A 26,139-nucleotide genomic window follows, 5' to 3' on the forward strand; every position below is an offset into this window, starting at 1 on the left:
GTCCAAACCCGACCGTTTCGCTGGTGACTGCACCTTGTCTTGCCGCTGGCCAGCGAGCGGTCGCCTCGCCATGGGTGCGCGTTCTGCGGAGTAGCGGGCAGCCGATGATGGGCGAGGCGTCCTTATACCAACGATAAGAACGAGGAATGCAGATGCACAAATTCACACGTCGATACCTGAGCGCCGCTGCTCTGGTGGCCCTATCCGCAACCGCCGTCGCCGCACCCCTGCCTGACACACCCGGAGCGCCATTCCCCTCGGTTTCGAGCTTCGACAATTCCGGCCCCTACGCCGTCACCAGTCAGAGCGAAGGGCCGAGCTGCCGCATCTACCGGCCACGCACGCTGGGCCAGGATGGCGTCAGGCATCCGGTCATCCTCTGGGGCAATGGTACCGGCACCGGGCCGACGACTTATTCAGGGCTGCTGACCCACTGGGCCAGCCATGGCTTCGTGGTGGCCGCGGCGGAAACCTCCAACGCCGGCACCGGGCGCGACATGCTGGCCTGCCTCGATTACCTGGTACAGGAAAGCAATCGCACCTACGGCACCTACGTCGGCGTGTTGAACACCGGACGCGTCGCCACATCGGGCCACTCCCAGGGCGGTGGAGGCTCGATCATGGCCGGGCAGGATGATCGCGTGAAGGTCACCGCGCCGATCCAGCCGTACACCATCGGTCTTGGCCATGACCCGTCGTCGCAGCGCAACCAGCGCGGGCCGATGTTCCTGATGTCCGGCGGTGCCGACACGATCGCCATCCCCTATCTGAATGCGCAGCCGGTCTATACCCGCGCCAATGTGCCGATCTTCTGGGGGGAAAGGCGCTATGTCAGCCACTTCGAGCCGGTGGGTGATGGCGGGGCCTATCGCGGACCGACGACGGCCTGGTTCCGTTATCACCTGATGGACGACGAGAGTGCGCGTGGCACCTTCTACGGACGTTTCTGCGGGTTGTGCACCAGCCTGTTGTGGAGCGATCAGCGCAGGGGCATCGAGTAACACGGCACGTTGAAACCTTCGCCCGCACTGCCGGGCGGAGGTTTCATGGCGATACGGTAGGCGCGTGTGCCGCCTCTCAGCTGTTGGGCAGGATGCGGCAGGTCAGGCTCTTGATGTAGCGGGTCTCCGGGATCGCCGGATGCACCGGGTGATCCGGACCCTGGGCGCCGCGCTCGAGCAGCTGGATGTTGCGATCCAGATGGCGCGCGCTGCCGAGCAGGATGTTCTGCAGATCGTCCTCGGGCAGGTGCATCGAACAGCTGGCGCTGACCAGGATGCCGTCCTTGTTCAGTAGCCGCATGGCGGTTTCGTTGAGGCGGCGGTAGGCGGCCTCGCCGTTCTTCAGATCCTTCTTGCGCTTGATGAACGCCGGCGGATCGGTGATCACCACGTCGAAGCGCTCTTCGGCGTTCTTCAGTTCCTTCATCGCCTCGAAGGCATCGCCTTCGACGCAGGTCATCTTCTCGGCCACACCATTGAGCGCAGCGTTGCGCTCCACGCCATCCAGGGCAAAGGCCGAGGCGTCGACGCAGAACACCTCGCTGGCTCCGAAGGCCGCCGCCTGCACGCCCCAGCCGCCGATGTAGCTGAACAGGTCGAGTACGCGCTTGCCCTTCACGTAGGGCGCCAGGCGCGCGCGATTCATGCGGTGGTCGTAGAACCAGCCGGTCTTCTGGCCCTGCAGCACCGGCGCCTCGAACTTCACGCCGTTCTCTTCCAGCGCGACCCACTCCGGCACTACGCCGAACGCCGTATCGACGTAACGCTCCAGGCCTTCGGCATCGCGAGCGCTGGAGTCGTTCTTCCACAGCACGCCGCGCGGCTTGAGAACCTGCACCAGCGCCTCCAGCACGGCATCCTTGTTGCGCTCCATGGTGGCGGAGGCCAGCTGCACCACCAGATGGTCGTGGAAGCGATCCACCACCAGGCCCGGCAGAAGATCGGAATCGCCATAGATCAGGCGGTAGCACGGCTGATCGAACAGGCGATCACGCAGCGACAGGGCGACCTGGATGCGATGCACCAGCAATGACTTATCCAGGCTGTGCTTGAGATCGCGTGACAGCAGGCGCGCGCAGATCAGGTTGTTCGGCGATACCCCGACGATGCCCAGTGGCTTGCCGCCGGCGGCTTCGAGCACGGCCTGATCCCCGGCAACGAAGCCCGCCAGCGGCGTGGCCGCGGTGTCCACCTCGTTGCTGTAGACCCACAGATGGCCGGCGCGCAGGCGGCGATCGGCATTGGCTTTGAGGCGCAGGCTGGGCAGGGTCATCGGCGGGGCTCCGGGAAAAAGACGGGCATTCTAAACGAGCGGCAGGCCACGCGCGCCGGCGCTGCCGGAAATTCCTCGCAGCGCCTGCCGCGCATCGTCCGGTCAGGCGGACAGGGCTTGAATCAGCGCCTGGCTGAACGCTGGGATGTCATCCGGCTTGCGGCTGCTGATCAGCTGACCGTCCACCACCACCTCCTGGTCCACCCAATCGGCGCCGGCGTTCTTCAGGTCGTCGGTAAGCGATGGCCAGCTGGTCATGCGCTTGCCCTTGACCAGTCCGGCCGAGATCAGCAGCCAGCCGCCGTGACAGATCACCGCGATCGGCTTGTTCGCCGCGGCGGCGTCGCGTACCAGCTTTTGTGCGCTTTCGTCGGTGCGAATGGTGTCGGAGTTGACCACCCCACCGGGCAGCAGCACGGCGTCATAGTCATTCATATCGAGGTCGTCGAAGGTCTTGTCCACGTGAAACTTGCTGGCCGGGGTGGTGTGGTTCCAGCCGGTCACTTCGCCATTCTTGGCGGAGACGATCTGGGCTGTCGCACCGGCCTTCTCCAGCGCCTCCTGGGGCCCGGTCAGCTCGACCTGCTCGAAGCCGTCGGTCACCAGGATTGCCACGCGCTTGCCGTTGAGGGATTGGGTCATGAGCATGCCTCCGTCTGTCTGTCGGTAACGCTCGCTGAATGCGAGTCACTTGAAATGGGACCCGCATCTCAGCCAAAGTTCGCCCTTTCGTGCCAATGGCACTTTGCCTTCTCGTCGAGCGACCCCCTCATGGCCGTTGAACTCTCCGCCGAACAGATCCGCCGGGTGCTGCAAGGCATCAGCGTGCCGCCGCAACCGCAGATCATGGTCGACCTGCAGATGGAACAGGTCATGCCGGTGCCCGATCTGAAAGCCATCGCCCGGCTGATCAGTCAGGACCCGGGGCTTTCTGGGGCGCTGCTCAAGCTGGTCAACTCGCCGCATTTCGGTCTGGCCAACCGCATCGCTTCCATCCAGCAGGCGGTGAACCTGCTGGGCTGCAATTCGGTGATCAACCTGATCAATGCGCAGTCGATCAAGGTCGAGATGAGCGACGAGACCATCGTCACGCTCAGCCGCTTCTGGGACAGCGCGCAGGACGTGGCCATGGCCTGCCTGACCCTGGCCAAGCGCATCGGCTACCAGTCGCCGGACGAGGCGTACACCCTCGGGCTGTTCCACAATTGCGGCATCCCGCTGATGCTCAAGCGCTTCCCCGGCTACATGAGTGTGCTGGAAGAGGCCTACGCCAGCACCGGGGACGGCCAGCGCATCGTCGATATCGAGAATCGTGTGCTCAGCACCAACCATGCGGTGGTCGGCTACTTCACCGCCAAATCGTGGAACCTGCCGCTGCACCTGTGCGATGCCATCGCCAATCACCATAACGCGCTGTCGCTGTTCGCCGACGACTCGGGGCGCGACGCGCCGATCAAGACGCTGCTGGCGATCCTCAAGATGGCCGAGCACATCTGCGCCTGTCATCGGGTGCTCGGCGCGCAGCCGGACGATCACGAGTGGGACAGCGTGGCGCAGCTGGTGCTCGAATACGTCGGGCTGTCGGAATACGATTTCGTCTGCCTCAAGGAAAGCATCCGCGAGCTTGGCGTGGGCTGACGGCCCGGCGCCGGCCTGCTAAGGTCGGCATCCCTTCGCTGTATCCAACGTCCCGCCATGCCCGAACTTCCCGAAGTCGAAACTACCCGCCGTGGTATCGAGCCATACCTTGTTGGTCAGCGTGTCAGCCGCGTGCTGGTGCGTGACCGGCGGTTGCGCTGGCCGATCCCGGAAGACCTCGATGTGCGTCTGTCCGGCCAACGCATCCAAGCCGTCGAGCGTCGTGCCAAATACCTGCTGATCAAGGCCGAGAGCGGCACGCTGATCGTTCATCTGGGCATGTCCGGAAGCCTGCGTCTGGTTGACGCGGCATTGCCGGCGGCCAAGCACGAGCACGTCGATATCCTGCTGGAGTCCGGCCAGGCGCTGCGCTACACCGATCCGCGGCGCTTCGGCGCGATGCTCTGGAGCCACGAGCCGCTCGCCCATGTGTTGCTCGCCAGTCTCGGGCCCGAGCCGCTCGGCGAGGATTTCGACGGTGACCGTCTGTATAGGCTGTCGCGTGGGCGCAGCATGGCGGTCAAGCCGTTCATCATGGACAACGCGGTAGTGGTGGGCGTCGGCAACATCTATGCGAGCGAGGCACTGTTCGCCGCCGGGATCGATCCGCGGCGGCCGGCCGGGAGCATCTCGCGAGCGCGTTACCTGAAACTGGGCGAGGAAATCCGGCGGATACTGGCGATGGCCATCGAGCGTGGCGGCACGACCTTGCGCGATTTCGTCGGCGGCGATGGCAAGCCCGGCTATTTTCAACAGGAGCTGTTCGTCTACGGGCGGGCCGGCGAATTCTGCAAGAACTGTGGCGGCACGCTGCGTGAGATTCGCCTCGGTCAGCGCGCCAGCGTGTATTGCGCTCGCTGCCAGCGTTGAGCGGCTGGCGGAACTGTGCATGCGTTGACGGCGTTCACGCTCAGCCTGCCCCGGCCACTGCTATAGTGGCCGCCACAACTAAAAATTGCCGCGTTTCGCACATCTGAAGGACCACACCATGAATCTGTTCCGCTCTACCGCTGCTGTCTTGGCACTGACCACTGGCCTGCTGGCGCTGCCGGCACATGCGGAGTCGGTCCCGCAGAACGCCAGTGGTGATCCGATGTACTCCGTAGAAGCGCCCAAGGCCTACTCCATGGTCGGTGACCTAATCATCGCCCGCCCGCTGCTGATCGCCGCGACTGCCATCGGCGCCGGTGTTTTCGTTGTCAGCCTGCCGTTCACCGCTTTGGGTGGCAACGTCGGCGAGGCTGGCAAGGCTCTGGTCGTCGAGCCGGGTAAAGCGGCGTTCGTACGCTGCCTGGGCTGCACCACCAGCGGTTACAACGCCCAGCGTTGATCGACGTCATCCGCATCGCGACTGGCAAGGGCCTGAGCCTTCCGGTCGCGGTGTTGCTGCAGTAGGCTTCGCCTCCCATCCCGCGCCGCGAAGCCCCCTCCTTGAACAGCCTCTTCTTCAAGACATTTCTGCCCATCGTGGGCCTGCTGATGTTGTCCTGGTCGTTCTGGGCCAGTGACGGATGGCTCGAGCTGTGCGCGGGACTCGCCCTGTTCCTGTTCGGCATGCAATGCCTCGAAGAGGGGCTGCGCCAACTGGCCGGTAGCAAGCTCGAACAGCTGCTGACGCGCAGTACGGCGACGCCGCTCAAGGGCCTGATGTTCGGCATGAGCGGCACCATGCTGCTGCAGTCCAGCACGCTGGTCTCGTTGCTCACCATCGCGTTCATCAGCACCGGGCTGATCAAGCTTGCCGGCGGTATCGCCATTCTGTTCGGCGCCAATCTCGGCTCCACCACGGGTATCTGGCTGCTGGCACTGGCCGGGCAGAACGTCAGCCTGAGTCCGCTGGCCTTGCCGCTGCTGGTTTTCGGGGTGCTGGCCAGCTTCACCGGCGACAAGGGCAAGGCGGCCGGTCGTATCGTGCTCGGCATCGCCTTCATCTTTCTCGGCATCGATCAGATCAAGACCGGTTTCTCCAGCTTCGGCGGCATGGACCTGTCGCAATACCACGCCGGCGGTCTGGCCGGGCAGCTGATGTTCGTCGCGATCGGCCTGTTTGCCACGGTGGTGCTGCAGTCCAGTCATGCCACATTGATGCTGACGCTGACCGCTTTGGCTACCGGCCAGCTGGATCTCGGCCAGGCGCTGGCGACGGCGATCGGCGCCAATGTCGGCACGAGCGTCACCACTGCGTTCGTCGGCTCGCTCGGCGGCAACCGCAGTGGTCAGCGCCTGGCGCTGGCCCATGTACTGTTCAACGTGACTACCGCCGTGCTGGCCATCGCGCTGCTGCTGCCGTTGACCTGGCTGGTCGAATGGCTGGTCGCGCCGCTGGGCCTGGCTGAAAACCGCCTGATTCAGCTGGCGCTGTTCCATACGCTGTTCAATGCCATGGGTGTGCTGCTGTTCTGGCCGTGGCAGGCGCAGCTGGCAAACCTGCTGTTGCGCGTGTTGCCCGAGCGAGTCGAACCGACGGTGCTGATCACCGAACTTGCGCCTGCTCGACCGGAGGAGCCGACCCGCGCGCGCTACCTGAATGACCGTGCGCTGGACTCAGCGGATGCTGCCGCCAGCGCCGTGGCGCAGGAGCTGCAGCATCTGGCGCGCCTGAGTCTCGAGGTGATCTGCCATGCCACCTATCTGCCGGTGGACCAGCTGCGCCAGCAGGGACGGATTGACGAGGCGCTGATCAACGCGAAGCCCGACGCCCAGGCCCTGGATGCCGAGCGGCTGTATCAGCGGCATATCAAGGGCGTGTATTCCGATCTGCTGACCTTCATGGGGCGTCTGGAGCTGCCACTGGACGAGAGCCACCAGGCGTTCTGGCTGAGCTGCCAGGTTGAAGCGCTGCAGCTGGTGGACGCGGTCAAGGATGCCAAGCACCTGCAGAAGAACCTCGGACACTACCTGCGCACCGATGACTCCGCGGCGCGCCAGGCGTATGTCGAGCTGCGTCGGCATTTGCTGGAGTCGTTGCGCGAGATCCGCGCGCTCAACCACTCGGAGCTGCCCGATGAGCTATGGCGCGAGCGCTTGAACTGGCTGGACGAGCGCGCTGCGAAGTTCGATGCGGAGTTTCGCCGGCGCCTGTTCGAGTCGATCCGCAACCAGAAGCTGGACGGTTTGCAGAGCAGTTCGCTGATGAACGACCTGGGCTACGCCAGCCGCATCATCCAGAGTCTGCGCAACGCCTTGTTGCTGGGTGAAGGCCATGAGCTGACGCGGCAACTGCGGCAGCTCGCTGAGGACGAAGGCCCGGTCATTCTGCAGCTGTAACCGGCTCGCGGCGGGCTGGCACCATCAGTGCCTGGCCGATGCCGCGCGGGTCGCTGGCCGCCTCGACCGTGCCGCTCGGCTTGTGCCAATAGAGCACCTGCTGGTTGCCGTAGTCGCGTTCGATCAGCCTGGGCTGGTGGCCGCGCGCGCGCAGGGTGTCCAGCTGTGCCGGGGTGAACGCGTCGGCTTCGTACTGCAGCACATCCGGCAGGTACTGATGGTGATAGCGCGGCACTGCCGGCCAGGCCTGCACCGGCTTGCCTTCCAAATAAGCCAGTGCCGAAAGCAGCACCATGCTCGGTATGCGGCTGCCGCCGGGCGTACCAAAGGCGGCGAACTCCTCGACGCTTTCGATGAAAGTCGGGCTCATGCTCGACAGCGGACGCTTGCCGCCGGAGATGGCGTTGGCGCTGCTGCCCTTCAGGCCATAGGCATTGCTGCCGTCGATGTCGGCGGCGAAGTCGTCCATCTCGTCATTGAGCAGCACACCGGTGCCGGGCACGCTGAAGGCGGCACCGAACATCATGTTCAGCGATAGCGTCGCCGCCACCGCATTGCCTTCGGCATCAATCACCGCGAAGTGGGTGGTGTGCTCGCCCTCGCGCCAGCGTGGCGCTGGCGGCAATGCGCTGCTCGGCGTGGCCCGATCAGGGTCGATGGAGCTGGCGAGCTGGTCCAGATACTGGTCTGACAGTAGATGTCGCAGTGGTGACGCGACGAAATCCGGATCGCCCAGTTGCCCTCGGTCGCGATAGGCCCGGCGCAACGCCTCGATCACCAGGTGACTGCGTTGCAGCGGTTCGGCGTCGCGCCAGGACAGGCGTTCGAGAATGCCCAGGCTCTGCGCGAGGATCATGCCGCCGGCTGACGGCGGTGGCGCGCCGATCAGCTCACGACCATTGGCGAGGGTGAAGCGTAGTGGCTCGCGCTCGACGGTGTGGTAGTTGGCCAGATCCTCCAGCGACCAGATGCCGCCGGCGGCGCGCACGCCTTGCACCAATTTCTTCGCGAACTCGCCGCGGTAGAAGCCGTCGTGACCGTGCCTGGCCAAGCGCTCCAGGGTTTGCGCCAGCTCCGGCTGACGCAGCAGATGGCCTTCGGCTGGCAGGTCCCCGTCGCGGAGAAACAGCCGCGCGCTCTCCGGATCGTCACGCAGCGCTGCGAGGCGCCAGCCGGCGCGCTGGCGATAGACGGAATCCACCGCAAAGCCGTCGCGGGCCAGCGCGATGGCTGGTGCGAGAGTAGTCTTCAGCGGTAGGCGTCCACGTTTTTCGGCGAGCTCGACCAGTGCGGCCGGCGTGCCGGGTATCGCCGCGGCCAGCGGGCCATTCAGCGAAAGTTCGCGCCGGATCTTGCCGTCGCGCAGGTACAGGTCCGGCGTGGCAGCGGCGGGTGCGCGCTCGCGGGCGTCGAGGAAACTGTGCTGGGGGGATTCGCCGGCTTCGCGCAGCAGAAAGAAGCCGCCGCCGCCAAGTCCGGAGCCATATGGCTCGACCACCGCCAGGGCGGCGCTGACTGCAACGGTGGCATCGAAGGCGTTGCCGCCGGCTTCGAGAATGCGCCGGCCAACTTCACTGGCCAGCGGATGGGCCGTGGCGACGGCGCCGTTTGCAAGAGGGTTGCCCTGGGCCGCGTAGGCCAGCAGCAGGAGGGCGGCGAGACAACCCTGGAGCCCCCTGAGCAGGCGGGTCCTTCGGGTCGGTCGCCGCGAGAGCATCACGCCTTGCCGGTGATGATCAGGTACTTCTGCATCAGTTCGTCCTTGCTCTCGACGTTGTTCTCGTCGAGCGGGATGCAGTCCACCGGGCAGACCTGCTGGCACTGTGGCTCGTCGTAGTGGCCGACGCATTCGGTGCAGAGGTTGGGGTCGATGACGTAGATTTCCTCGCCCTGGGAAATGGCGCTGTTCGGGCACTCTGGCTCGCACACATCGCAGTTGATGCAGTCATCGGTGATTTTCAGGGACATCCAGCGAACTCCTGCCGTGGCTCGAACCACGGCACAGCAATATTACGACCGGGCAATTGTGCCGCATCGCCGGCCAGCGTGCACTCGACGCGGCCCGGCGGGCATCGTCAGTTCTGGCCGAAGCGCTCGTGCAACGCGCTCATCACCGCCGGGTGGACGAATTTGGATACGTCACCCTTGAGCGAGGCAATCTCCCTAACCAGCGTCGAGGAAATATAGGAGTACTTCTCCGACGGCGTGAGGAACAGGCTTTCCACATCGGGCGCCAGCTGGCGGTTCATGTTGGCCAGCTGGAACTCGTACTCGAAGTCCGAAACCGCACGCAGCCCGCGCAGCAGGATATTGGCCTGCTGCTCCTTGACGAAGTGCGCCAGCAGCGTGGAGAAACCCATGACCTTCACGTTCGGCAGGTGCTTGGTGACTTCTTGAGCCAGCGCCACACGTTGCTCGAGCGGGAACAGCGGGTTCTTCTTGGGGTTGGCCGCCACGGCGATGATGACCTCGTCGAACAGGCGCGAAGCGCGTTCCACCAGATCGGCGTGGCCCATGGTGATGGGATCGAAGGTTCCCGGATACAACACTCGATTCATCGCGGCGTCCTGACGCATGCGTGGGGGTGTGGATGGTAGCGGCTCGGTGTCGACAGCGTAAAGCCTGAATGCCATGCCGCGATCTGTCGTGAATGACAGTCAATCTCAGGACTTCTGCAGGCGATCACCCAGTTCCGTGGCGAGTTTGGCGCACAGCGCATAGATCGACAGCTGGGGATTGGCGCCGATGCTGGTGGGGAAAAGTGAGCCGTCGTGTATCGACAGGTTGGCCAGCTGATGGTGCCGACCGAGGCTGTCGGTGACGGCCTGGCGTGGGTCATCACCCATGGCGCAACCGCCCATGACGTGGGCGCTGCCAAGACGGGTGCGATACAGCGCAAGGTCCAGACCCTCGATCAGCTCCCGGGCGGCGCGGGGCGTGCGCACGTAATGGGCGTCGGCATGCAGGGGCAGCACGGCGCGCGCACCGGCGGCGAACTGGGTCTCGGCCATGCTCAGAAAGGCGCGGCGGATACCGTTCCAGGCATAGTCGGTCATGCGGTAGTCGAGCGCCGGGCTGCCGTCGCTGCGCAGCTCGACCGTGCCCTCGGCGCTGTCCTGATGAAAGCCGTCGCGCTGCAGGGCGATCATCGCGTGAGTATGCGGCAGCTCGGCCATGCGCTGCGCATTCTCCGGGCCGAAGTCGCCGAGCAGGGTGGCCGCGAGCGCGGGATGGATGGGCGGTACTTCGAGCTTGTAGCCCGCCGGCCCGGCAATCCCGTCGCGCCACTGGAAGTGGTCGGAATAGATCGATTGTGGCGCGCCGCTGAAGGCGTCGATGCGCTCGTCGAATTGCGCCGCGGAGAAGTTGGTCAGATGCAGGAAGGTGCGCTTGCCGACGCGCTGATGCGGGTCGGGCGCCTGCGAGCGCAGCAGCAGCGCCGGCGTGTTGATGCCGCCGCCGGCGAGTATGTAGTGCCTGGCGACGACGCGGATGCGCTGCCCGTTCGGTTCCACGCAGCGGTCGTCCATGCCCAGGCAGTCCAGGCCGACGACCTGCTCGCCCTGCATCAACAGGCGTTCGGCGCGCGCGAGGTAGAGCAGTGCGCCGCCCTTGTCCAGCAGCGCCGGAATGCTGGTGACCAGCATCGACTGCTTGGCGTTGGTCGGGCAGCCCATGCCGCAATAGCCTAGGTTCCAGCAGCCACGCACGTTGCGCGGGATCACCGCCCAGTGCTGGCCGAGGCTTTCGCAGCCGCGCTGCAACACCGCGTTGTTGGCATTCGGCGGCACGGCCCAGGGCGCGATGCCGAGGCGCTGTTCGATGCGTTCGAACCAGGGTTGCAGCGCCTCGACCGACAGCCCGCTGACGCCATGCTCGCTGGCCCAGTGCTGCAATGTTTGCGGCGGTGTGCGAAAGCTCGAGGTCCAGTTCACCAGCGTGGTGCCGCCGACCGCGCGGCCCTGCAGGATGGTGATGGCGCCGTCCTTGCTGGTGCGGCCGATGGCTTCCTGATAGAGCGAGCGGTAGGCGCGGGCCTCCTGCATGTCGAAGTCGCTGCTGGTGCGCAGCGGGCCTTCTTCGATCAGCAGCACCTTGTAGCCGGCTGCGCTCAGCACTTCTGCGCTGGTGGCGCCGCCTGCGCCACTGCCGACGATGGCGACGTCGGCCTCCAGGGTCAGATCGTCCTCCAGTCGCGAGCCGTCGTATGTGGTCCAGCCACGGGCAAGGCCTGCAGCAAACAAGTCGGGAACGGGCACGGATGCCTCCTATCAGTCAGACCTTCGGCGGTCCGGGATAACCGCAGTGCGCCCAGGCGGCGGGGCTGGCGTACCAGGCCATGAGGATCATCTGCAGCAGCGAGGCATGACCCTGGCGCAGCTGGGCGAGCGAGCTGTTTTGCCAGCGCTGAAGGAACGCGCGTATTTGATCATCGGAGGCGACCTCCCAGCCGCTCCAGATTCCGGTCAGCGGCCCGCGGGTCAGTGGCAGGCTGAGTACGTCGAACAGCTGGCGTACCTGGCTTAGCAGCGCGGGCGACAAGTGGTGCAGGCCCAGGTCAAGGCTGACGAGGGTGGTCTGCACGGCCTGCGGCATGTCACTGGGCGCCGTCGAGCCTTCCAGTAGCAACGGCGTTAGTCGGCGCAGCATGGGCAGATCGCTGTCACGCAACGCGAAGAAGCCGCTCGCCGGGCTGTCTGCCGAGGCGCTGAGGGTTCGGCTGAGCAGGCCGCCGCCAGCCAGGATGGCGCCGCCGAGCAGTCCGACCTTGAGCAGGCCGCGGCGATTGAGGGAAATCTCGTGCATTGCTCCAGCTCGCTTCAGCGGATAAACAGCGCATAGATCAGCTTCTGCCACCACCTGCCATAGGGCGGATAGATCAGTCGGGCGGCGTTGAAGCGCTGTTTGATGAACACACCCTTGGCCTTGCTGAAGGTGAGAAATCCCTCATGGCCGTGGTAGTGCCCCATGCCGGACGGGCCGACGCCACCAAACGGCAGATCGTCCTGGGCGACGTGCAGCAGGGTATCGTTCAGGCACACGCCGCCGGAGTGGGTGGTTTGCAGCATGCGCTGCTGCTCGCTGCGGTCGTAGCCGAAGTAGTACAGCGCCAGCGGGCGTGGGCGTGCGTTGATGTAAGCCAGCGCTTCGTCCAGATCGGCGTACGGCACGATCGGCAACAGCGGGCCGAAGATTTCCTCCTGCATCACGCGCATGTCGTCGGTGGTGTTCAGCAGCAGGCAGTGCGGCATGCGCCGTTGCTGCGCCTCGGCAAACAGCGGCACGACATGCGCGCCCTTGGCCTGCGCATCGTCGAGGTAGTCCTGCAGTCGCGTCAGCTGACGCGCATTGATGATCGCGGTGTAGTCGGGATTGTCCGCAAGGCTCGGATACAGACGCTGTACCGCCTCACGGTAGGCACCGACGAAGCCCTCGACACGCTCGCGCGGCACCAGCACATAGTCCGGCGCGACGCAGGTCTGCCCGGCGTTCATGCACTTGCCGAAGGCGATGCGCTCGGCGGCATCGGCCAACGGGACGCTGGCCGAGACGATCGCTGGCGACTTGCCACCGAGCTCCAGCGTCACCGGTGTCAGGTTTTCCGCTGCCGCGCGCATCACCTCGCGGCCGATGTGCGTCGAACCGGTGAACAGCAGGTGATCGAACGGCAGCCGGGCGAAGGCCTGCCCGACCTCTACGTCGCCGAGCACCACCGCTACCTGATCTTCAGGGAAGATCTGCGCCAGCAGATCCTTGAGCAGCTGCCCGGTGGCAGGCGTCGACTCGCTCATTTTCAGCATCACGCGATTGCCGGCGGCGAGCGCGCCGATCAGCGGCCCGATGGCCAGATAGAGCGGGTAGTTCCACGGCACGATGATGCCCACCACGCCCAGCGGCTGGTAGACCACCCGTGCGCTGGCTGGCTGGAAGGCCAGGCCGACATGCCGGCGTGAGGGTTTCATCCAGCGCCGCAGGTGACGGCTGGCGTAACGGATGCCGTGCAGGCTGGGCATGATTTCCGCCAGCAGGGTTTCGTCGGCCGAACGATGCCCGAAATCCGCAGCGACTGCCTCCATCAGCGCCGGTTGATGGCCGGCAAGCACATCGCGCAGGGCGTCCAGCCAACGCAAGCGATCCTCTTCCGAGGGCATCGGTGCGGCGGTGAAGGCCGAGCGCTGGCGGGCGAACAGGGCCTCCATGGCGACCAGCGCTTGCGGGATTTCGGCTGACATGCGGGCTCCTGATGCGATGTGCTGGAGGATTTCTAGAGTAATTACTCTAAACTGTCAACGAGACGTGCTTACCCGCCTGCTGGCGTGTACCGTTGCTTCCTTCGCTTCGCCGCCGAGAACTCGCCGCCTCATGGCATCCCGCACCAAGACCCGTGACCGCATCATCGAAGCCAGCCTGGGGCTGTTCAACGCCCAGGGCGAGCGGAACGTTACGACCAACCATATCGCCGCCCATCTCGGCATCTCGCCGGGCAATCTGTACTACCACTTCCCCAACAAGCAGGCGATCGTCGCAGAGCTGTTCGGGCAGTACGAATCGCGTGTCGACCAGTTCCTGCGCTTGCCGCCGGAGCGGGAAATGCAGGTCCAGGACAAGGCGCTTTACCTCGAAGCGCTGCTGGGCGCGATGTGGGATTACCGATTTCTCCATCGTGATCTGGAAGGCCTGCTGGATGCCAATCCGCAGCTCGCCCAGCGCTACCAGGCGTTCGCCGGCCGTTGCCTGCGGCATGCCCGGGCGATCTATCAGGGGTTCGTCGATGCCGGCATTCTGCTGATGGATCCGCTCCAGGCCGAGGCCTTGGCGCTGAATGCCTGGATCGTCCTTACCTCCTGGGTGCGTTTCCTCGGCACGGTTGGCGCGGGAGCCGGAAGCCTGGATCAACTACAGCTGCGTCGGGGCATCTATCAGGTGCTGGCACTGGAAAGTGGCTTCGTTGCTCCGGGTGCCCGCGAAGCCGTGGCGGCGCTGCAGCAGCAGTACTTCGTCGAACTGGATCCCCTGCCGGACTCACGGGGCGTCTAGAGCAGGCGAGGGCTCACGGCGTTTGTGCCAGCCACTGCGGAATGCGCCGCTCCAGGTAGTAGCGAGGCCTACGCGGCGTGCCTTCGACAAAGCCGACGTGGCCACCGTTGGCGTGCAGCTCGAGGGCGGTGGTGGCGGACAGCTCGGCCGGTTCCGGCACGCTGTGGCGGAACACGAAGGGGTCGTCCTCGGCCTGGATCAGCAGGGTTGGCGTCGTGATCGTCGGCAGGTAGTAGCGGCTGGAGGCACGGCGGTAATAGTCCTGGGCGTCGCTGTAGCCGTGCAGCGGCGCGGTGAAGCGGCCGTCGAAATCCCAGAAGGTACGCATGCCGTGCAGTGGTCCGAGGCTCTGCAGGGCACCGAGGTGGTTCAGCAGCCCCTCGCGCTGGAAGCGCTGCTGTTTGTCCCTCACGTAGGCGACCATCGCCTTCATGAAATGCGCCTGGTAGACGCGGGAGAAGCCGAGGCCGATGCGATCGGCACATTGGTCCAGGCGGAATGGCACGGACACCGCCACGGCCTTGCGCAGCGGGCAACTGGCTGCCATTTCGCCCATGTACTTGAGCAGTACGTTGCCGCCCAGCGAGTAGCCGACCGCATGCAGCGGCGCCATGGGCCGGCAGGCCTGCAGATGCCCGATCACTTCGGCGAGATCATCGCTGGCGCCGGAATGATAGGCGCGCGGCAGCAGGTTCGGTTCGCCCGAGCAGCCGCGCCAGTTGATCGCGACGCTCGCCCAGCCTTGCGCGCTCAGTTGTTGCTGCAGACCGAGCACGTAAAGCGAATTCGACGAGCCGGTCAGCCCGTGTAGCACCAGAACCAGCGGCGCTGTTGCTTCATGCGGGCCGTGCCAGTCCAGGTCGATGAAATCGCCATCGGCCAGCCACAGTCGCTCACGCCGGCGTTCGAGGCGCGGCGCCTTGCGAAAGAATGCGTTCCACAGGGTCTGCAGATGCGGCCCGGGAAGCCACCAGGCGGGTTGGAAGGATTCGGACACGGTTGCTCGGGTTCCTCGTTTGCTCCGACGTTAGAGCCTCGGCGGCGGGAAGAAAAGCACGATGCAGGCGTTGAATGATGCTGGCCGCCTGGCGACTTATGTCTTTGGGGATATGGTCAGCGCCGCCCAAGGGGTGGAGAGTGACGCGATAGTCTTATCCGGAACCCTGCCCATGACGCTTACCCCCTTCGATCAACTGCTGGCTGCCGCGCGCCAGGAGCGCGAACCCCAGCGCCTCCTGTTCGTCTTCGTCAGCGCCGAACTGCCCGAGGATGCCACCGAGGCCGAGCGCCAGCGCTTCGAGGACAACGCCGGCGGCTCGCTGAAACCGGTGCTCTGCGTCGACAAGCTGCCCGAGGAGCTAAGCGACTTCGCCGCGCTGCGTGAAGAGTCCGAGCGCACGGGCGTGGCCTGGGATCTGCTGTTCGCCGCGGCGCTGCCCGGCCAGGCCGGCATCACGCCGAACGCCGACGAGGCCGAGCAGCCACTGAAGATGATGGTCAGCGCCATCGAGACCGGCAACGTCGGCCGCTTCCTGGCCTTCGATCGCAACGGTCAGACCGTCGACTTCTACTGAAGTCGCCGACTTCAAGCGGCGGGTGCGTGGCGCTCCCAGAGCGCGTAGTGCACCTTGCCGGCCTGCTTCTCCCGATGCAGTCGCCAGTTCACCGGCAGGCCGAGGCTGGACGGCAGGGCCTCGCTTTCGGTGTAGACCCAGGCGTGCTCGGCCAGCCAACCCTTTGTCTCCAGCAGCTCGCAGGCCGGTTGCAACAGATTCTTGTTGAACGGCGGGTCGAGGAATACCAGGTCGAAGGCGGTCGGCGTCTGGGTTTCCAGATAGCGCAGGGCATCGCTCTGCAGTAGCTGGCCGTGGCCGCAGTTCAGCGTGTCCAGATGCTTGCGCAGGCTGGCGATGGCGTTGGCGTTGACGTCCAGCGCCAGGGCCATGCTGGCGCCGCGCGACAGGGCTTCCAGATAGATCGCGCCGCTGCCGGTGAACGGATCGAGCACCCGCGCGCCGGATAGGTAGGGTGCCAGCCAGTTGAACAGGGTTTCGCGCACCCGGTCCGGCGTGGGGCGCAGGCCTTCGGCATCGGGGAAGCTGAAGCGGCGCGAGCGCCACTCGCCGCCGATGATGCGCAACTGGCCCTGGCCGCCGTGGGCGCTGGGGCGAATGGGTGGATTGGCCATCAGTGCTCCGGAACGCCGCTGGGCTGTTCGACTGGTTTATCGGTGGGCGGCGGCAGCGGTTGCTGCTCGACGCTGGGGCCGGCGGTGACGATGACGAAGGCGTCTTGCTGCAGATGCTTGTTCATCGCCGTCTTGACCTGTTCGACTGTCAGCGCCTGCACCTCGCCCATGAAATCCTCCAGGTAGGTCAGCGGCAGGTCGTAGAAGCCGATGCTGCCCAGCTGACCGACGATGTCGGCATTGCTTGCGGTAGACAGCGGGAAACTGCCGGCGATCTCGCGCTTGCTGCGCTCCAGTTCGGCCTCGGTCGGCCCTTCGGCGAGATAGTCGCGGACCAGCTGTTGCACCAGCTCCAGTGCGCCATCGGTGAGTTCGGCGCGGGTCTGCATGCTGATCATGAACGGCCCTTCAGCACGCATCGGGCTGAAGCCGGAATAGATGCCGTAGGTCAGGCCGCGCTTTTCGCGCACTTCTTCCATCAGCCGCGTGCCGAAACCGCCGCCGCCGAGGATCTGGTTGCCCAGATAGAGCGCCGCATAGTCCGGATGGCCACGAGGGATGCCGAGCTGGGCCAGCATCAGGTGGCTCTGGTTGGAGGGGAAGTCGATGTGGTGCTTGCCGGCAACCGGAGCCTCGGGGGTCGGCGTCGTTGGCAGCGCCGGGCCTTCCGGCAGGGCGGCCGAGACGCTCGCGGCCAGGGCTTCGGCCTCTTCGCGGGAGAGGTCGCCGACCAGTGCGATCACCGCATTGCCTGCCGCATAGGCGCGGGCGTGGAAGTCGCGCAGCTGCTCGACGCTGATTGCCGGCACCGACTCGGGGGTGCCTTCGCTGGGGTGGGCGTAGGGGTGATCGCCATAGAGCTGCTCGAACAGCTCGAGGCTGGCGAGCTTGCCGGGGTTCTGCTTCTGGAATTCGAAGCCGGCCAGCAGCTGATTCTTGATCCGTTGCAGCGAGTCCTCGGGGAAGCTCGGTTGGCCGATGACCTGATTGAACAGCGCCAGGGCTGGCTCGCGCTTGTCCGGCGCACTGAGGCTGCGCAGGCTGACCACTGCCATGTCGCGGTAGGAACCGTTGCCGAAGTCCGCACCTAGGCCTTCGAAGCCGCGGGCGATGGCGCCGACGTCCTTGCCCTCGACACCCTCGTTGAGCATGGCGTTGGTCAGCAGTGCCAGGCCGGGCACGTCGCCGTCCTGGCTGCTGCCGGCGGAGAAGGTCAGGCGCAGGTCGAACATCGGCAGTTCGCGGGCTTCGACGAACAGTACCTTGGCGCCTTCGGCGGTCTGCCAGCTCTGGATGTCCAGCTTGCGCCGAGCCAGGGGTTGATCGCCCAGCTCGGCGAGCGACTCCAGACGAGGTTTTTCCGGCGTTGCGGTCGGCACGGCAGGCTGGGTCGCCTCGCGGGCGACATCCTGCTTCGCCGGCTCGCCGGGTTGTGGCAGGGCGGTGGAGCCTTCATCGCAGCCCGCCAGGCCGAAACCGGCTGCCAGCAGCAGGCCGAACAGGCCGTTGCGCAGCGCTTTGCAATCACTCATCACGGGCTTCCTCGGGCAGAACATGGGCGACGCTCAGGCGGGAGCGGGTGAAATAGGTGCTGGCGGCCTGCTGGATGTCCTCGGGCGTGACCGCTTCCAGCGCGCTCAGCTCCTCGTCCATCAGGCGCCAGGACAGGCCGACGGTTTCCAGCTTGCCGATGGTGGTGGCCTGCTGGGTGATGGAATCGCGCTCGTACACCAGCCCGGCGATGACCTGGGCGCGTACCCGCTCGAGTTCGTCCGCCGAGGGTGGCGCCTCCTTGAGCGCGTCCAGTTCCCGCCAGAGACCGGCTTCGACTTCTTCCAGGGTGCGGCCTTTCTGCATGTTCGGCGCGGCGCTCAGGACAAACAGGCTGTCGCCGCGGGCGTAGGCGTCGTACCAGGCCGAGGCGCTGGTCACCAGCTCCTCGCCGCGTTCCAGCCGCTCCGGCAGACGTGCGCTGTAGCCACCGTCGAGCAGGGCGGAGATCAACCGCAGCGCGTGCACCTGGCGGGCGTTCTCCTCGGTCGCGAGACTGGGGGCGTTGAACGCCATCAGCAATGTCGGCAACTGCGTCCTCACGTGCAGCCTGAGGCGGCGCTCGCCCGGCTCGTCCAGTTCCAGCGGCCGCTTGGCCGTCGGCACCTCGCGCCGTTCGATGCCGCCGAAGAAACGCTCGGCCAGCCCGCGTACCTCGTCGGCCGTCACGTCGCCGACCACCACCAGGGTGGCATTGTTCGGCGCGTACCATTGCTCGTACCAGGCACGCAGCTCGTCGGCCTGCATGCGGTTGAGGTCATCCATCCAGCCGATGGTCGGGTTGCGGTAGCCGCTGGCCGGATAGGCGATGGTCTTGAAGCGCTCATAGGCCAGCGAGCTGGGCTTGTCGTCTGTGCGCAGGCGGCGTTCTTCCTTGATCACTTCGATCTCGCGGGCGAACTCTTCTGGCGGCAGCTTGAGGCTGGCCAGGCGATCGGCTTCGAGTTCGAAGGCCACGGCCAGACGGTCGCGGGCCAGCACCTGGTAGTAGGCGGTGTAGTCGTCGCTGGTGAAGGCGTTTTCCTCGGCGCCCAGCTCACGCAGGATGCGCGAGGCTTCGCCGGCGTCGAGCTTGCGGCTGCCCTTGAACATCATGTGTTCGAGGGCATGGGACAGGCCGGTCTGGCCCGCCGTCTCGTAGCTGGAGCCGACCTTGTACCAGAGCTGGGAAACCACCACCGGGGCGCGGTGATCCTCGCGAACGATCACCTTCAGGCCATTGTCGAGGAAGAACTCGTGGGTCGGCTGGTTGTCTGCTGCAGCCACTAGCGGCAGATAGAGTGCTCCGAGCAGCAGGGCGGCGGCGCGGCGTAACGTCAGAGGCATAGTCGGGACTCGTCCAGGTTGGTGCCCGCCACGGTGGATGGCAGGGCGGCGACACGGCAGCCATGGTAATGGCCGGCGCGGGTCAGGCAAAGCCGGGGTATCCGTACAGCCGGCTCGGTCGCAGTGCCGCGCTTAGCGCACCTGCTTGGCGAGGTGCTAGGATAGGACCCATTTTGAGGCCGGCAGCCTGGCTGCCGGCGTTTCGCATCCTTGAGAATACCTTCTCCATGTTTGGTTCCAACGACGACAAGAAGACGCCGGCCGAGCCCGGCGAGAAGAAAGGCCTGTTCGGCTGGCTGCGCAAGAAGGCGCAGCAGCCGGTGGCCGAGCAGCCTGCCGCCGAACCGCAGGAAGACAGCCTGCCGCACGCCGAGCAGCCTGAGGCCGAGAGCGAGCAACCGGCAATCACCACCTCCGAGCTATTGCCCGAACCGCCCGTCGAAGCCGAAATACTCCCAGAGCCAGAGCCAGAGCCAGAGCCAGAGCCAGAGCCAGAGCCAGAGCCAGAGCCGGTCGCCGCGGCAGCGCCCGCTGAAGCACCGGCCAAGCTCGGCTTCTTCGCCCTCCTCAAGCAAGGGCTGTCCAAGACCAGCTCGAGCATCGGTGAAGGCATGGCCAGCCTGTTCCTCGGCAAGAAGGCCATCGACGATGACCTGCTCGACGAACTGGAAACCCGTCTGCTCACCGCCGACGTCGGTGTCGAGGCGACGACGGCGATCATGCAGAACCTCACACGCCGCGTGTCGCGCAAGGAGCTGGCCGACAGTGGCGCGCTCTATACCGCGCTGCAGGAAGAACTCTCTGGGCTGCTCAAGCCGGTCGAGCAGCCGCTCGTGGTCGACAGTGGCAAGCGCCCGTATGTGATCCTCGTGGTCGGCGTGAATGGTGTCGGCAAGACCACCACCATCGGCAAGCTGGCCAAGAAGCTGCAGCTCGAAGGCAAGAAGGTCATGCTCGCCGCTGGCGACACCTTCCGCGCCGCGGCGGTGGAGCAATTGCAGGTGTGGGGCGAGCGCAACAGCATTCCGGTGATCGCACAGCACACCGGTGCCGACTCCGCCTCGGTGATCTTCGATGCGGTGCAGGCGGCCAAGGCGCGGGGCATCGATGTGCTGATCGCCGACACCGCTGGCCGGCTGCACACCAAGGACAACCTGATGGAGGAGCTGAAGAAGGTCCGCCGGGTGATGGGCAAGCTCGACGAGTCGGCTCCCCACGAGGTCCTGCTCGTGCTCGACGCCGGCACCGGCCAGAACGCCATCAACCAGACCAAGCAATTCAACCAGGCGGTCGAGCTCACCGGCCTGGTGCTGACCAAGCTCGACGGTACCGCCAAGGGCGGTGTGATCTTCGCCCTGGCCAAGCAGTTTGGCACGCCGATTCGCTACATTGGCGTCGGCGAAGGCATCGACGATCTCCGCACGTTCGAGGCCGATGCCTTCGTCAAGGCGCTTTTCGCCCAGCGGGACGGCGCATGATTCGTTTCGAACAGGTCGGCAAACGCTACCCCAACGGCCACATCGGGTTGCATGAGCTTTCCTTCCAGGTGCGCCGTGGCGAATTCCTCTTCGTCACCGGCCATTCCGGCGCCGGCAAGAGCACGCTGCTGCGCCTGTTGCTGGCAATGGAGCGTCCCACCAGCGGCAAGCTGCTGCTGGCCGGGCAGGACCTGTCGCGCATCACCAATGCGCAGATTCCTTTCCTGCGCCGGCAGATCGGCGTGGTGTTCCAGAATCACCAGTTGCTGTTCGATCGCACGGTGTTCGACAACGTTGCCCTGCCGTTGCAGATTCTCGGGCTCAACAAGCGCGAGATTGGCCAGCGGGTGATGACCGCGCTGGAGCGCGTCAGCCTCAAGGACAAGGCGCTGCAGTATCCGGCGGACCTGTCCACCGGTCAGCAGCAGCGTGTCGGCATCGCCCGCGCCGTGGTGCACCGGCCGGCCCTGCTGCTCGCCGATGAACCAACCGGCAACCTCGACCCGCGACTCGCTGCGGAGATCATGGGCGTGTTCGAAGACATCAATCGCCTGGGTACCACCGTGCTGATCGCCAGCCACGATCTGGCGCTGATCGCGCGGATGCGTCATCGCATGCTGACCCTGCAACGTGGTCGCCTGATCGGCGACGGGGAGGCCAGCCGATGAGCAGCGAACGCGATCCCAAGACCAACCCGAGCACGGCCGAGCGCGTCGGCGGTTCGGTGAAGAAGCCGGAGCAGCCGCGCGGCGACGAGCCGGACTTCAAGACGCTGTTCCACGCCTGGCTGGAAAGTCATCGCGCCAGTTTGGTCGACAGCGTCCGGCGTCTGATCAAGCAGCCGATCGGCAGCTTCTTCACCTGCCTGGTGATGGCCGTGGCGTTGAGCCTGCCCATGGGCCTGGCGCTGCTGCTGGACAACGTCGAACGGCTCGGTGGCTCGTGGCAGCGTGCCGCGCAGATATCGCTGTTCATGCAGCTTGAGGTGGATGGCGACGCTGGCGAGCGCCTGCGTGACGAGGTTGCCGCCATGCCCGACGTGGCAGCGGCGGACTGGGTCAGCCGCGAGCAGGCGCTGGACGAGTTCCAGCAGCTGTCCGGGCTTGGCGAAGCGCTCAAGGAGTTGCCGGAAAATCCGCTGCCCGGCGTGGTCATCGTGACACCCGAAGAGGTGGACAAGGACAAGCTCGAAGCGCTGCGTCAGCAGCTGGCCGAACTCCCCGGCGTGCAGTTGGCTCAGCTGGATCTGCTCTGGGTCGAGCGGCTGACCGCTATTCTCAAGCTTGGCGACCGCTTCGTCTTCGGCCTGACATTGTTGCTGGTGGCGACGTTGCTGCTGGTGATTGGCAACACCATCCGCCTGCACATCGAAAACCGCCGCACCGAGATCGAGGTGGTCAAGCTGGTGGGCGGCACCGATGGTTACGTCCGCCGTCCGTTCCTCTACATGGGTGCCATCTACGGTCTGGGCGCTGGCCTGATCGCCTGGCTGCTGCTGGTCTATGGACTGGGCTGGCTGAACGAGGCCGTGGTGAATCTGGCGGGCCTCTACGGCAGCGATTTCGGCCTGGGAGGCGTTCCGGCCGGTGATGCGTTATCGCTGGTGATCGGTGCGGTGCTGCTCGGCTACATCGGTGCCTGGCTGGCTGTCGCAAGGCATCTGAGCGAGCTGGCTCCTCGATAAAATTTCATTTGAAAACAATCACTTGACAGTTGTGTCAGGGAACTTTTCCACAGGCTTGCAGTCTCATGCGGCAATGCTAAACTGCTGCAGCTTCGTCATTGGAGGTACTGCATGACAACTACTCTGCAACCTGTTCAAGCGCTAGTCCCGGGAGCGAATCTCGAGGCCTACGTGCAGACCGTGAACAGCCTCCCGCTGCTCACCGTCGAGCAGGAGCGCGAGCTGGCCGGGCGCCTCTTCTATCATCAGGATCTCGAAGCGGCTCGGCAGATGGTGCTGGCGCACCTGCGTTTCGTCGTTCACATCGCCCGCAGCTATTCCGGCTACGGTCTGGCCCAGGCCGACCTGATCCAGGAAGGCAACGTCGGTCTGATGAAGGCCGTCAAGCGTTTCAATCCGGAAATGGGTGTGCGGCTGGTGTCCTTCGCCGTGCACTGGATTCGCGCCGAAATTCACGAGTTCATCCTGCGCAACTGGCGCATCGTCAAGGTCGCGACCACCAAGGCGCAGCGCAAACTGTTCTTCAATCTGCGCAGCCAGAAGAAGCGTCTGGCCTGGCTGAACAACGATGAAGTCACCGCCGTGGCCAATAGCCTGGGCGTCGAGCCGCACGAAGTGCGCGAAATGGAAAGCCGCCTGACCGGCCATGACATGGCCTTCGACCCGGCCGCCGATGCCGACGACGACAGCGCCTACCAGTCGCCTGCGCACTATCTGGAAGATCATCGCTACGATCCGGCCCGCCAGCTGGAAGATGCCGACTGGAGCGACAGTTCCACTTCCAGCCTGCATACGGCGCTCGAGGGGCTCGACGAGCGCAGCCGGGACATTCTCCAGCAACGCTGGCTGAACGAAGACAAGGCGACCCTGCACGACCTGGCTGCCAAGTACAACGTATCGGCCGAGCGCATTCGTCAGCTGGAGAAGAATGCGATGAACAAGTTAAAGGGCTCGATTCAGGCCTGATGCTCGTCAGCTGAAAAAGAATCGCGGGATGCCATTGGCTCCCGCGATTTTTTTTGCCTGTCGTTCGCTCGGGGTGCCGCCCGGCTATCGAGGCTTGCTTCTGGCCTGGCGGATGTTGTCTCGCGCCTGTTCAACCGCGACCAGCAGTTGGGCGTTGGTGATCGGCTTGTGCAGCCAGACGATCCCTGCGGGGAACTGTGCCTGCTCGAACTGGTGCGCGGCGGAGATAACGACGATGGGCAGATCCTGCATCGCCGGTTGATCGCGCAATTCGTCGATAAGCTGCATGCCGCTGCCGTCGGGCAGGTGCAGGTCCAGTGTCATGGCCTCGTAATGGCTGGCAGCGAGCTTTTCACGGGCCTGATGCAGGCTTTGCACGCGCTCCACGCCGTAGCCGCCCTCGCGCAGCATCATATGCAGCAGACGGCCGGTGTCAGGCTCGTCTTCGACGACCAGGATTCGCGGCTGGCCGTCGCGGCAGTCCGATTCGGCTGGCGGTATCTGGATCGGCAGCTCGCACCAGAAGGTGGTGCCCTGGCCGGGTACGCAGTCGAAGCCGACCGTACCGCCCATGCGTTCGATCAGCTCCTTGGTGATCGCAAGTCCGAGTCCGGTACCGGACTTCTGCCGGCTGTCGGAGGCATCGGCCTGGGCGAACTTCTCGAACACGCGGGAGCGGAACGCCTCGGGAATGCCGGGGCCCTGGTCGGTAACGCTGATACGAACCTTGGTCCCACGCAGGGAGCTGTGCAGGCGAATCTCTCCGCCCTCGGGGGTGAACTTGACGGCGTTTGAGAGGAAGTTGCCAAGCACCTGCTGCAGGCGCAGGCCGTCCACCCAGACCAGCACATTGGTCGGATGCTCGAGCGTACAGCGCACGCCATGCTGCTCGCAGAGGGCCTGGTTGCTCGCCAGCGATTCCTCGAGCAGGTCGCCAAGCGAATGTTCGCGCAGTTCGAACGACATCTTGCCGGCGGCAATCTTTTCCATGTCCAGCAGGTCGTTGATCAGATGACCCAGGCGCAGGCTGTTGCGGTAGGCGATCTCGAGCATCTGCTGCATGGCTGGAGGCGCTGCCCCGAGCGCGCCGCCGACGATCAGTCCGAGCGCACCGCTGATGGAGGTCAGTGGCGTGCGCAGCTCGTGGCTGACGGTGGAAACGAAGTCGTTCTTCATCTGCTCGACGCGCTTGCGTTCGGTGAGGTCCATCAGCGTGCCGCTGATGCGCTGGGCCATGCCTTGTGGATCGCGCTGGATGTGGCCACGCAGCAACACGGGTACGACGTGGCCGTGCTTGTGCTGCAGGCGCAGTTCGGTAGTGAAATGATCGACATTGGACAGCATGGTTTGCGCCAGCCGGGCTTTCTGCTGCGCTAGGTCTTCGGCAACCGTCAACCGCTCCCACAGTTTGAGGTCGCAGGTCAGCTCGTTGGGACGATAACCGAGCATTTCCCAGGCGCGGGGCGAGGCGAACATGCTGCCGGCTTCCAGATCGAGATCCCACAGGCCGTCGTTGCTGCCTTTCAGCGCCAGCGACAGGCGCTCTTCGCTCAGCCGCAGGTCGTGCCTGCTCTGGCGAATGTGCCGGGTCATCTCGTTCGCCAGCGCCTGGGCTCGGCTATGGCGCAGCGCCAACGACGAGGTCAGGAAAAAAACCAGCAGGCTCAGGCCGAGCCCCAGGCCGAACACCAGCGCCTCGTTGGAGTGGAAACGTTCGTCGAACTCGGGTCGGCTATCCATGCGCAGCGTCCAGGTCTGGCCGTACAGCTCCAGCTGCTGCAACTGGCTGAAGCGCGCACTGCCGGGCTCGGGGGCTTCGCGCGATGCGTAGAGCAGGTGTTCCGGCTCTTCACCGGGGCTGGCGTAGATATGCAGCGCCAGCGGCAGATCGGCCGCACGCAGAATGCCGCGCATCAGATCTTCGACGCGATAAGGGCTATAGACGAAGCCGCGCAGCGCCTGCATGCGCTGCTCCGGCGTCGTCAGCGGCGCGCTCGGTCGATACACCGGCACATAGAGCAGCACACCGGCCTGCACCTTGCCATGGGTTTCCTGCAGCAGCGTCACCTTGCCGGTAATGCTCGTTTCGCCGAGCTGGGCGGCACGTTGCATGGCGCGACGGCGAGTCGGCTCGGAATACATGTCGTAGCCGAAGGCGGCCAGATTGCGCCTGAGGAACGGCTCAAGATAGACGATCGAAGTGTAGAGCTCCCGCTGACCTGGCGGATGAATGTCGTAATCCGGGTAACCCTGCGCACGCATGTGTGCGACATGCGCATCGCGTTCGGCCTGCGGAATTGCCTGGCTGAAACCGACGCCCTGGATGCCAGGATAACGGTCTGGTAGCAGCAAGCGCTCGACGTACGTGCGCCACTGCTCGCGGCTGACGTTCTCCACGGCATCGAACAGACCGGCGCCGCCGAGCAGGATCTGTTCATGGTCCCGCAGCCGCTTGCGGATCGCTTCAGTGACCTTCTCGCCGAGCATCTGGAACTGCTGCCGAGCAGCGCGATCCTCGTTGGTGCGCAGACTCTGCCAGACCACCAGTTGGACCAGCAGGGTGAACGCCAGCATTCCCCAGGCAACGCCGTTTCGCCAGCTGAACAGCTGTCGCAGGCCGTGAGGCTGATTGTGGTTTATCGCTGGATCGCTCATCGTCTTCGCTGCGGTACGCGGTGGTTGACCGATTGGACGCCGGAGGCCTGGAATCGGTGCCAGTCTGCGGCAGT

The 26,139-nt window shown here is 65.2% G+C and carries 24 protein-coding genes; 11 read left to right on the plus strand and 13 right to left on the minus strand.

The window, feature by feature from the left end:
- The first annotated feature begins 152 nt into the window (after nucleotides 1-152).
- A complete protein-coding gene (locus LW136_RS01250; RefSeq protein ID WP_234174488.1) occupies nucleotides 153-1,001 on the plus strand; it encodes a poly(ethylene terephthalate) hydrolase family protein in 849 nt (282 codons plus the stop codon).
- Between the two features lie 76 nt (nucleotides 1,002-1,077).
- Here the strand turns inward: LW136_RS01250 and LW136_RS01255 are convergent, their stop codons facing one another.
- Nucleotides 1,078-2,274 carry a class I SAM-dependent rRNA methyltransferase gene (locus tag LW136_RS01255; protein WP_234174489.1) on the minus strand — a complete coding sequence of 399 codons (1,197 nt, stop codon included), beginning with the start codon at nucleotides 2,272-2,274 and terminating at the stop codon, nucleotides 1,078-1,080.
- Between the two features lie 102 nt (nucleotides 2,275-2,376).
- Nucleotides 2,377-2,916: a type 1 glutamine amidotransferase domain-containing protein gene (locus tag LW136_RS01260; RefSeq protein WP_041015092.1), complete on the minus strand. Its 540-nt coding sequence runs from the start codon at nucleotides 2,914-2,916 to the stop codon at nucleotides 2,377-2,379.
- Nucleotides 2,917-3,045: 129 nt separating this feature from the next.
- Here LW136_RS01260 and LW136_RS01265 point away from each other — a divergent pair, with 129 nt between their 5' ends.
- The 4 genes from LW136_RS01265 (at nucleotide 3,046) to LW136_RS01280 (ending at nucleotide 7,179) form a co-directional block, all read left to right on the plus strand.
- Nucleotides 3,046-3,912: an HDOD domain-containing protein gene (locus LW136_RS01265; RefSeq protein WP_256449922.1), complete on the plus strand. Its 867-nt coding sequence runs from the start codon at nucleotides 3,046-3,048 to the stop codon at nucleotides 3,910-3,912.
- A 57-nt stretch (nucleotides 3,913-3,969) separates the two neighbouring features.
- Nucleotides 3,970-4,782: a bifunctional DNA-formamidopyrimidine glycosylase/DNA-(apurinic or apyrimidinic site) lyase gene (mutM, locus tag LW136_RS01270; RefSeq protein WP_042927941.1), complete on the plus strand. Its 813-nt coding sequence runs from the start codon at nucleotides 3,970-3,972 to the stop codon at nucleotides 4,780-4,782.
- A 118-nt stretch (nucleotides 4,783-4,900) separates the two neighbouring features.
- Nucleotides 4,901-5,242, plus strand: coding sequence for a hypothetical protein (locus tag LW136_RS01275; protein ID WP_014818709.1), 342 nt, complete (start codon nucleotides 4,901-4,903; stop codon nucleotides 5,240-5,242).
- A 149-nt stretch (nucleotides 5,243-5,391) separates the two neighbouring features.
- Nucleotides 5,392-7,179 carry a Na/Pi cotransporter family protein gene (locus tag LW136_RS01280; RefSeq protein ID WP_376785386.1) on the plus strand — a complete coding sequence of 596 codons (1,788 nt, stop codon included), beginning with the start codon at nucleotides 5,392-5,394 and terminating at the stop codon, nucleotides 7,177-7,179.
- Here the strand turns inward: LW136_RS01280 and ggt are convergent.
- From ggt to LW136_RS01310, 6 genes are all read right to left on the minus strand, one after another.
- Nucleotides 7,163-8,896 (minus strand): gamma-glutamyltransferase, encoded by a 1,734-nt coding sequence (ggt, locus tag LW136_RS01285; protein ID WP_234174491.1) that lies wholly within the window; start codon nucleotides 8,894-8,896, stop codon nucleotides 7,163-7,165. The genes LW136_RS01280 and ggt overlap by 17 nt on opposite strands.
- Nucleotides 8,896-9,147 (minus strand): YfhL family 4Fe-4S dicluster ferredoxin, encoded by a 252-nt coding sequence (locus tag LW136_RS01290; RefSeq protein ID WP_003303200.1) that lies wholly within the window; start codon nucleotides 9,145-9,147, stop codon nucleotides 8,896-8,898. The genes ggt and LW136_RS01290 overlap by 1 nt, the downstream gene beginning before the upstream one ends.
- 107 nt (nucleotides 9,148-9,254) lie before the next feature.
- Nucleotides 9,255-9,737: a pantetheine-phosphate adenylyltransferase gene (coaD, locus tag LW136_RS01295; protein ID WP_014818712.1), complete on the minus strand. Its 483-nt coding sequence runs from the start codon at nucleotides 9,735-9,737 to the stop codon at nucleotides 9,255-9,257.
- A 105-nt stretch (nucleotides 9,738-9,842) separates the two neighbouring features.
- Complete coding sequence (locus LW136_RS01300; protein WP_234174492.1) at nucleotides 9,843-11,438, minus strand: GMC family oxidoreductase; 1,596 nt, start codon at nucleotides 11,436-11,438, stop codon at nucleotides 9,843-9,845.
- A gap of 16 nt (nucleotides 11,439-11,454) precedes the next feature.
- Entirely contained in the window at nucleotides 11,455-11,985 is a 531-nt protein-coding gene (locus LW136_RS01305) for a twin-arginine translocation pathway signal protein (protein WP_234174493.1), read from the minus strand.
- A 14-nt stretch (nucleotides 11,986-11,999) separates the two neighbouring features.
- Entirely contained in the window at nucleotides 12,000-13,412 is a 1,413-nt protein-coding gene (locus LW136_RS01310; RefSeq protein WP_234174494.1) for a coniferyl aldehyde dehydrogenase, read from the minus strand.
- Nucleotides 13,413-13,542: 130 nt separating this feature from the next.
- Here LW136_RS01310 and LW136_RS01315 point away from each other — a divergent pair, with 130 nt between their 5' ends.
- Nucleotides 13,543-14,217: a TetR/AcrR family transcriptional regulator gene (locus tag LW136_RS01315; protein WP_044314796.1), complete on the plus strand. Its 675-nt coding sequence runs from the start codon at nucleotides 13,543-13,545 to the stop codon at nucleotides 14,215-14,217.
- Nucleotides 14,218-14,230: 13 nt separating this feature from the next.
- On the opposite strand, the gene LW136_RS01320 is transcribed toward LW136_RS01315, so the two are convergent.
- A complete protein-coding gene (locus LW136_RS01320) occupies nucleotides 14,231-15,214 on the minus strand; it encodes a hydrolase (RefSeq protein WP_041015100.1) in 984 nt (327 codons plus the stop codon).
- 172 nt (nucleotides 15,215-15,386) lie between these two features.
- Between LW136_RS01320 and LW136_RS01325 the strand changes: the two genes are divergently transcribed.
- A complete protein-coding gene (locus LW136_RS01325; RefSeq protein ID WP_234174495.1) occupies nucleotides 15,387-15,791 on the plus strand; it encodes a ribonucleotide reductase subunit alpha in 405 nt (134 codons plus the stop codon).
- Nucleotides 15,792-15,802: 11 nt separating this feature from the next.
- Here the strand turns inward: LW136_RS01325 and rsmD are convergent, their stop codons facing one another.
- From rsmD to LW136_RS01340, 3 genes are read right to left on the minus strand one after another with little or no spacing between them, the layout of a single operon-like run.
- Nucleotides 15,803-16,405 carry a 16S rRNA (guanine(966)-N(2))-methyltransferase RsmD gene (gene rsmD, locus LW136_RS01330; protein WP_234174496.1) on the minus strand — a complete coding sequence of 201 codons (603 nt, stop codon included), beginning with the start codon at nucleotides 16,403-16,405 and terminating at the stop codon, nucleotides 15,803-15,805.
- Nucleotides 16,405-17,937, minus strand: coding sequence for a M16 family metallopeptidase (locus LW136_RS01335; protein ID WP_234174497.1), 1,533 nt, complete (start codon nucleotides 17,935-17,937; stop codon nucleotides 16,405-16,407). Before LW136_RS01335 ends, rsmD begins: the two co-directional genes overlap by 1 nt.
- On the minus strand, nucleotides 17,930-19,282 hold the full coding sequence (locus tag LW136_RS01340) for a M16 family metallopeptidase (protein ID WP_234174498.1): 1,353 nt from the start codon (nucleotides 19,280-19,282) through the stop codon (nucleotides 17,930-17,932). Before LW136_RS01340 ends, LW136_RS01335 begins: the two co-directional genes overlap by 8 nt.
- A gap of 227 nt (nucleotides 19,283-19,509) precedes the next feature.
- Here LW136_RS01340 and ftsY point away from each other — a divergent pair, with 227 nt between their 5' ends.
- The 4 genes from ftsY (at nucleotide 19,510) to rpoH (ending at nucleotide 23,410) form a co-directional block, all read left to right on the plus strand.
- On the plus strand, nucleotides 19,510-20,760 hold the full coding sequence (gene ftsY / locus LW136_RS01345; protein WP_102832395.1) for a signal recognition particle-docking protein FtsY: 1,251 nt from the start codon (nucleotides 19,510-19,512) through the stop codon (nucleotides 20,758-20,760).
- Entirely contained in the window at nucleotides 20,757-21,428 is a 672-nt protein-coding gene (ftsE, locus tag LW136_RS01350; RefSeq protein ID WP_003297174.1) for a cell division ATP-binding protein FtsE, read from the plus strand. The genes ftsY and ftsE overlap by 4 nt, the downstream gene beginning before the upstream one ends.
- Entirely contained in the window at nucleotides 21,425-22,444 is a 1,020-nt protein-coding gene (ftsX, locus tag LW136_RS01355) for a permease-like cell division protein FtsX (protein WP_234174499.1), read from the plus strand. The genes ftsE and ftsX overlap by 4 nt, the downstream gene beginning before the upstream one ends.
- Before the next feature lie 111 nt (nucleotides 22,445-22,555).
- On the plus strand, nucleotides 22,556-23,410 hold the full coding sequence (rpoH, locus tag LW136_RS01360) for an RNA polymerase sigma factor RpoH (protein ID WP_031298050.1): 855 nt from the start codon (nucleotides 22,556-22,558) through the stop codon (nucleotides 23,408-23,410).
- An 84-nt stretch (nucleotides 23,411-23,494) separates the two neighbouring features.
- Here rpoH and LW136_RS01365 read toward each other — a convergent pair whose 3' ends face one another.
- The gene (locus LW136_RS01365) at nucleotides 23,495-26,065 is read right to left on the minus strand and encodes a hybrid sensor histidine kinase/response regulator (RefSeq protein ID WP_234174500.1); all 2,571 of its coding nucleotides are present in this window, start codon (nucleotides 26,063-26,065) and stop codon (nucleotides 23,495-23,497) included.
- Nucleotides 26,066-26,139 lie beyond the last annotated feature (74 nt).

The sequence above is a fragment of the Stutzerimonas kunmingensis genome, from assembly GCF_021432085.1.
Classification (GTDB): domain Bacteria; phylum Pseudomonadota; class Gammaproteobacteria; order Pseudomonadales; family Pseudomonadaceae; genus Stutzerimonas.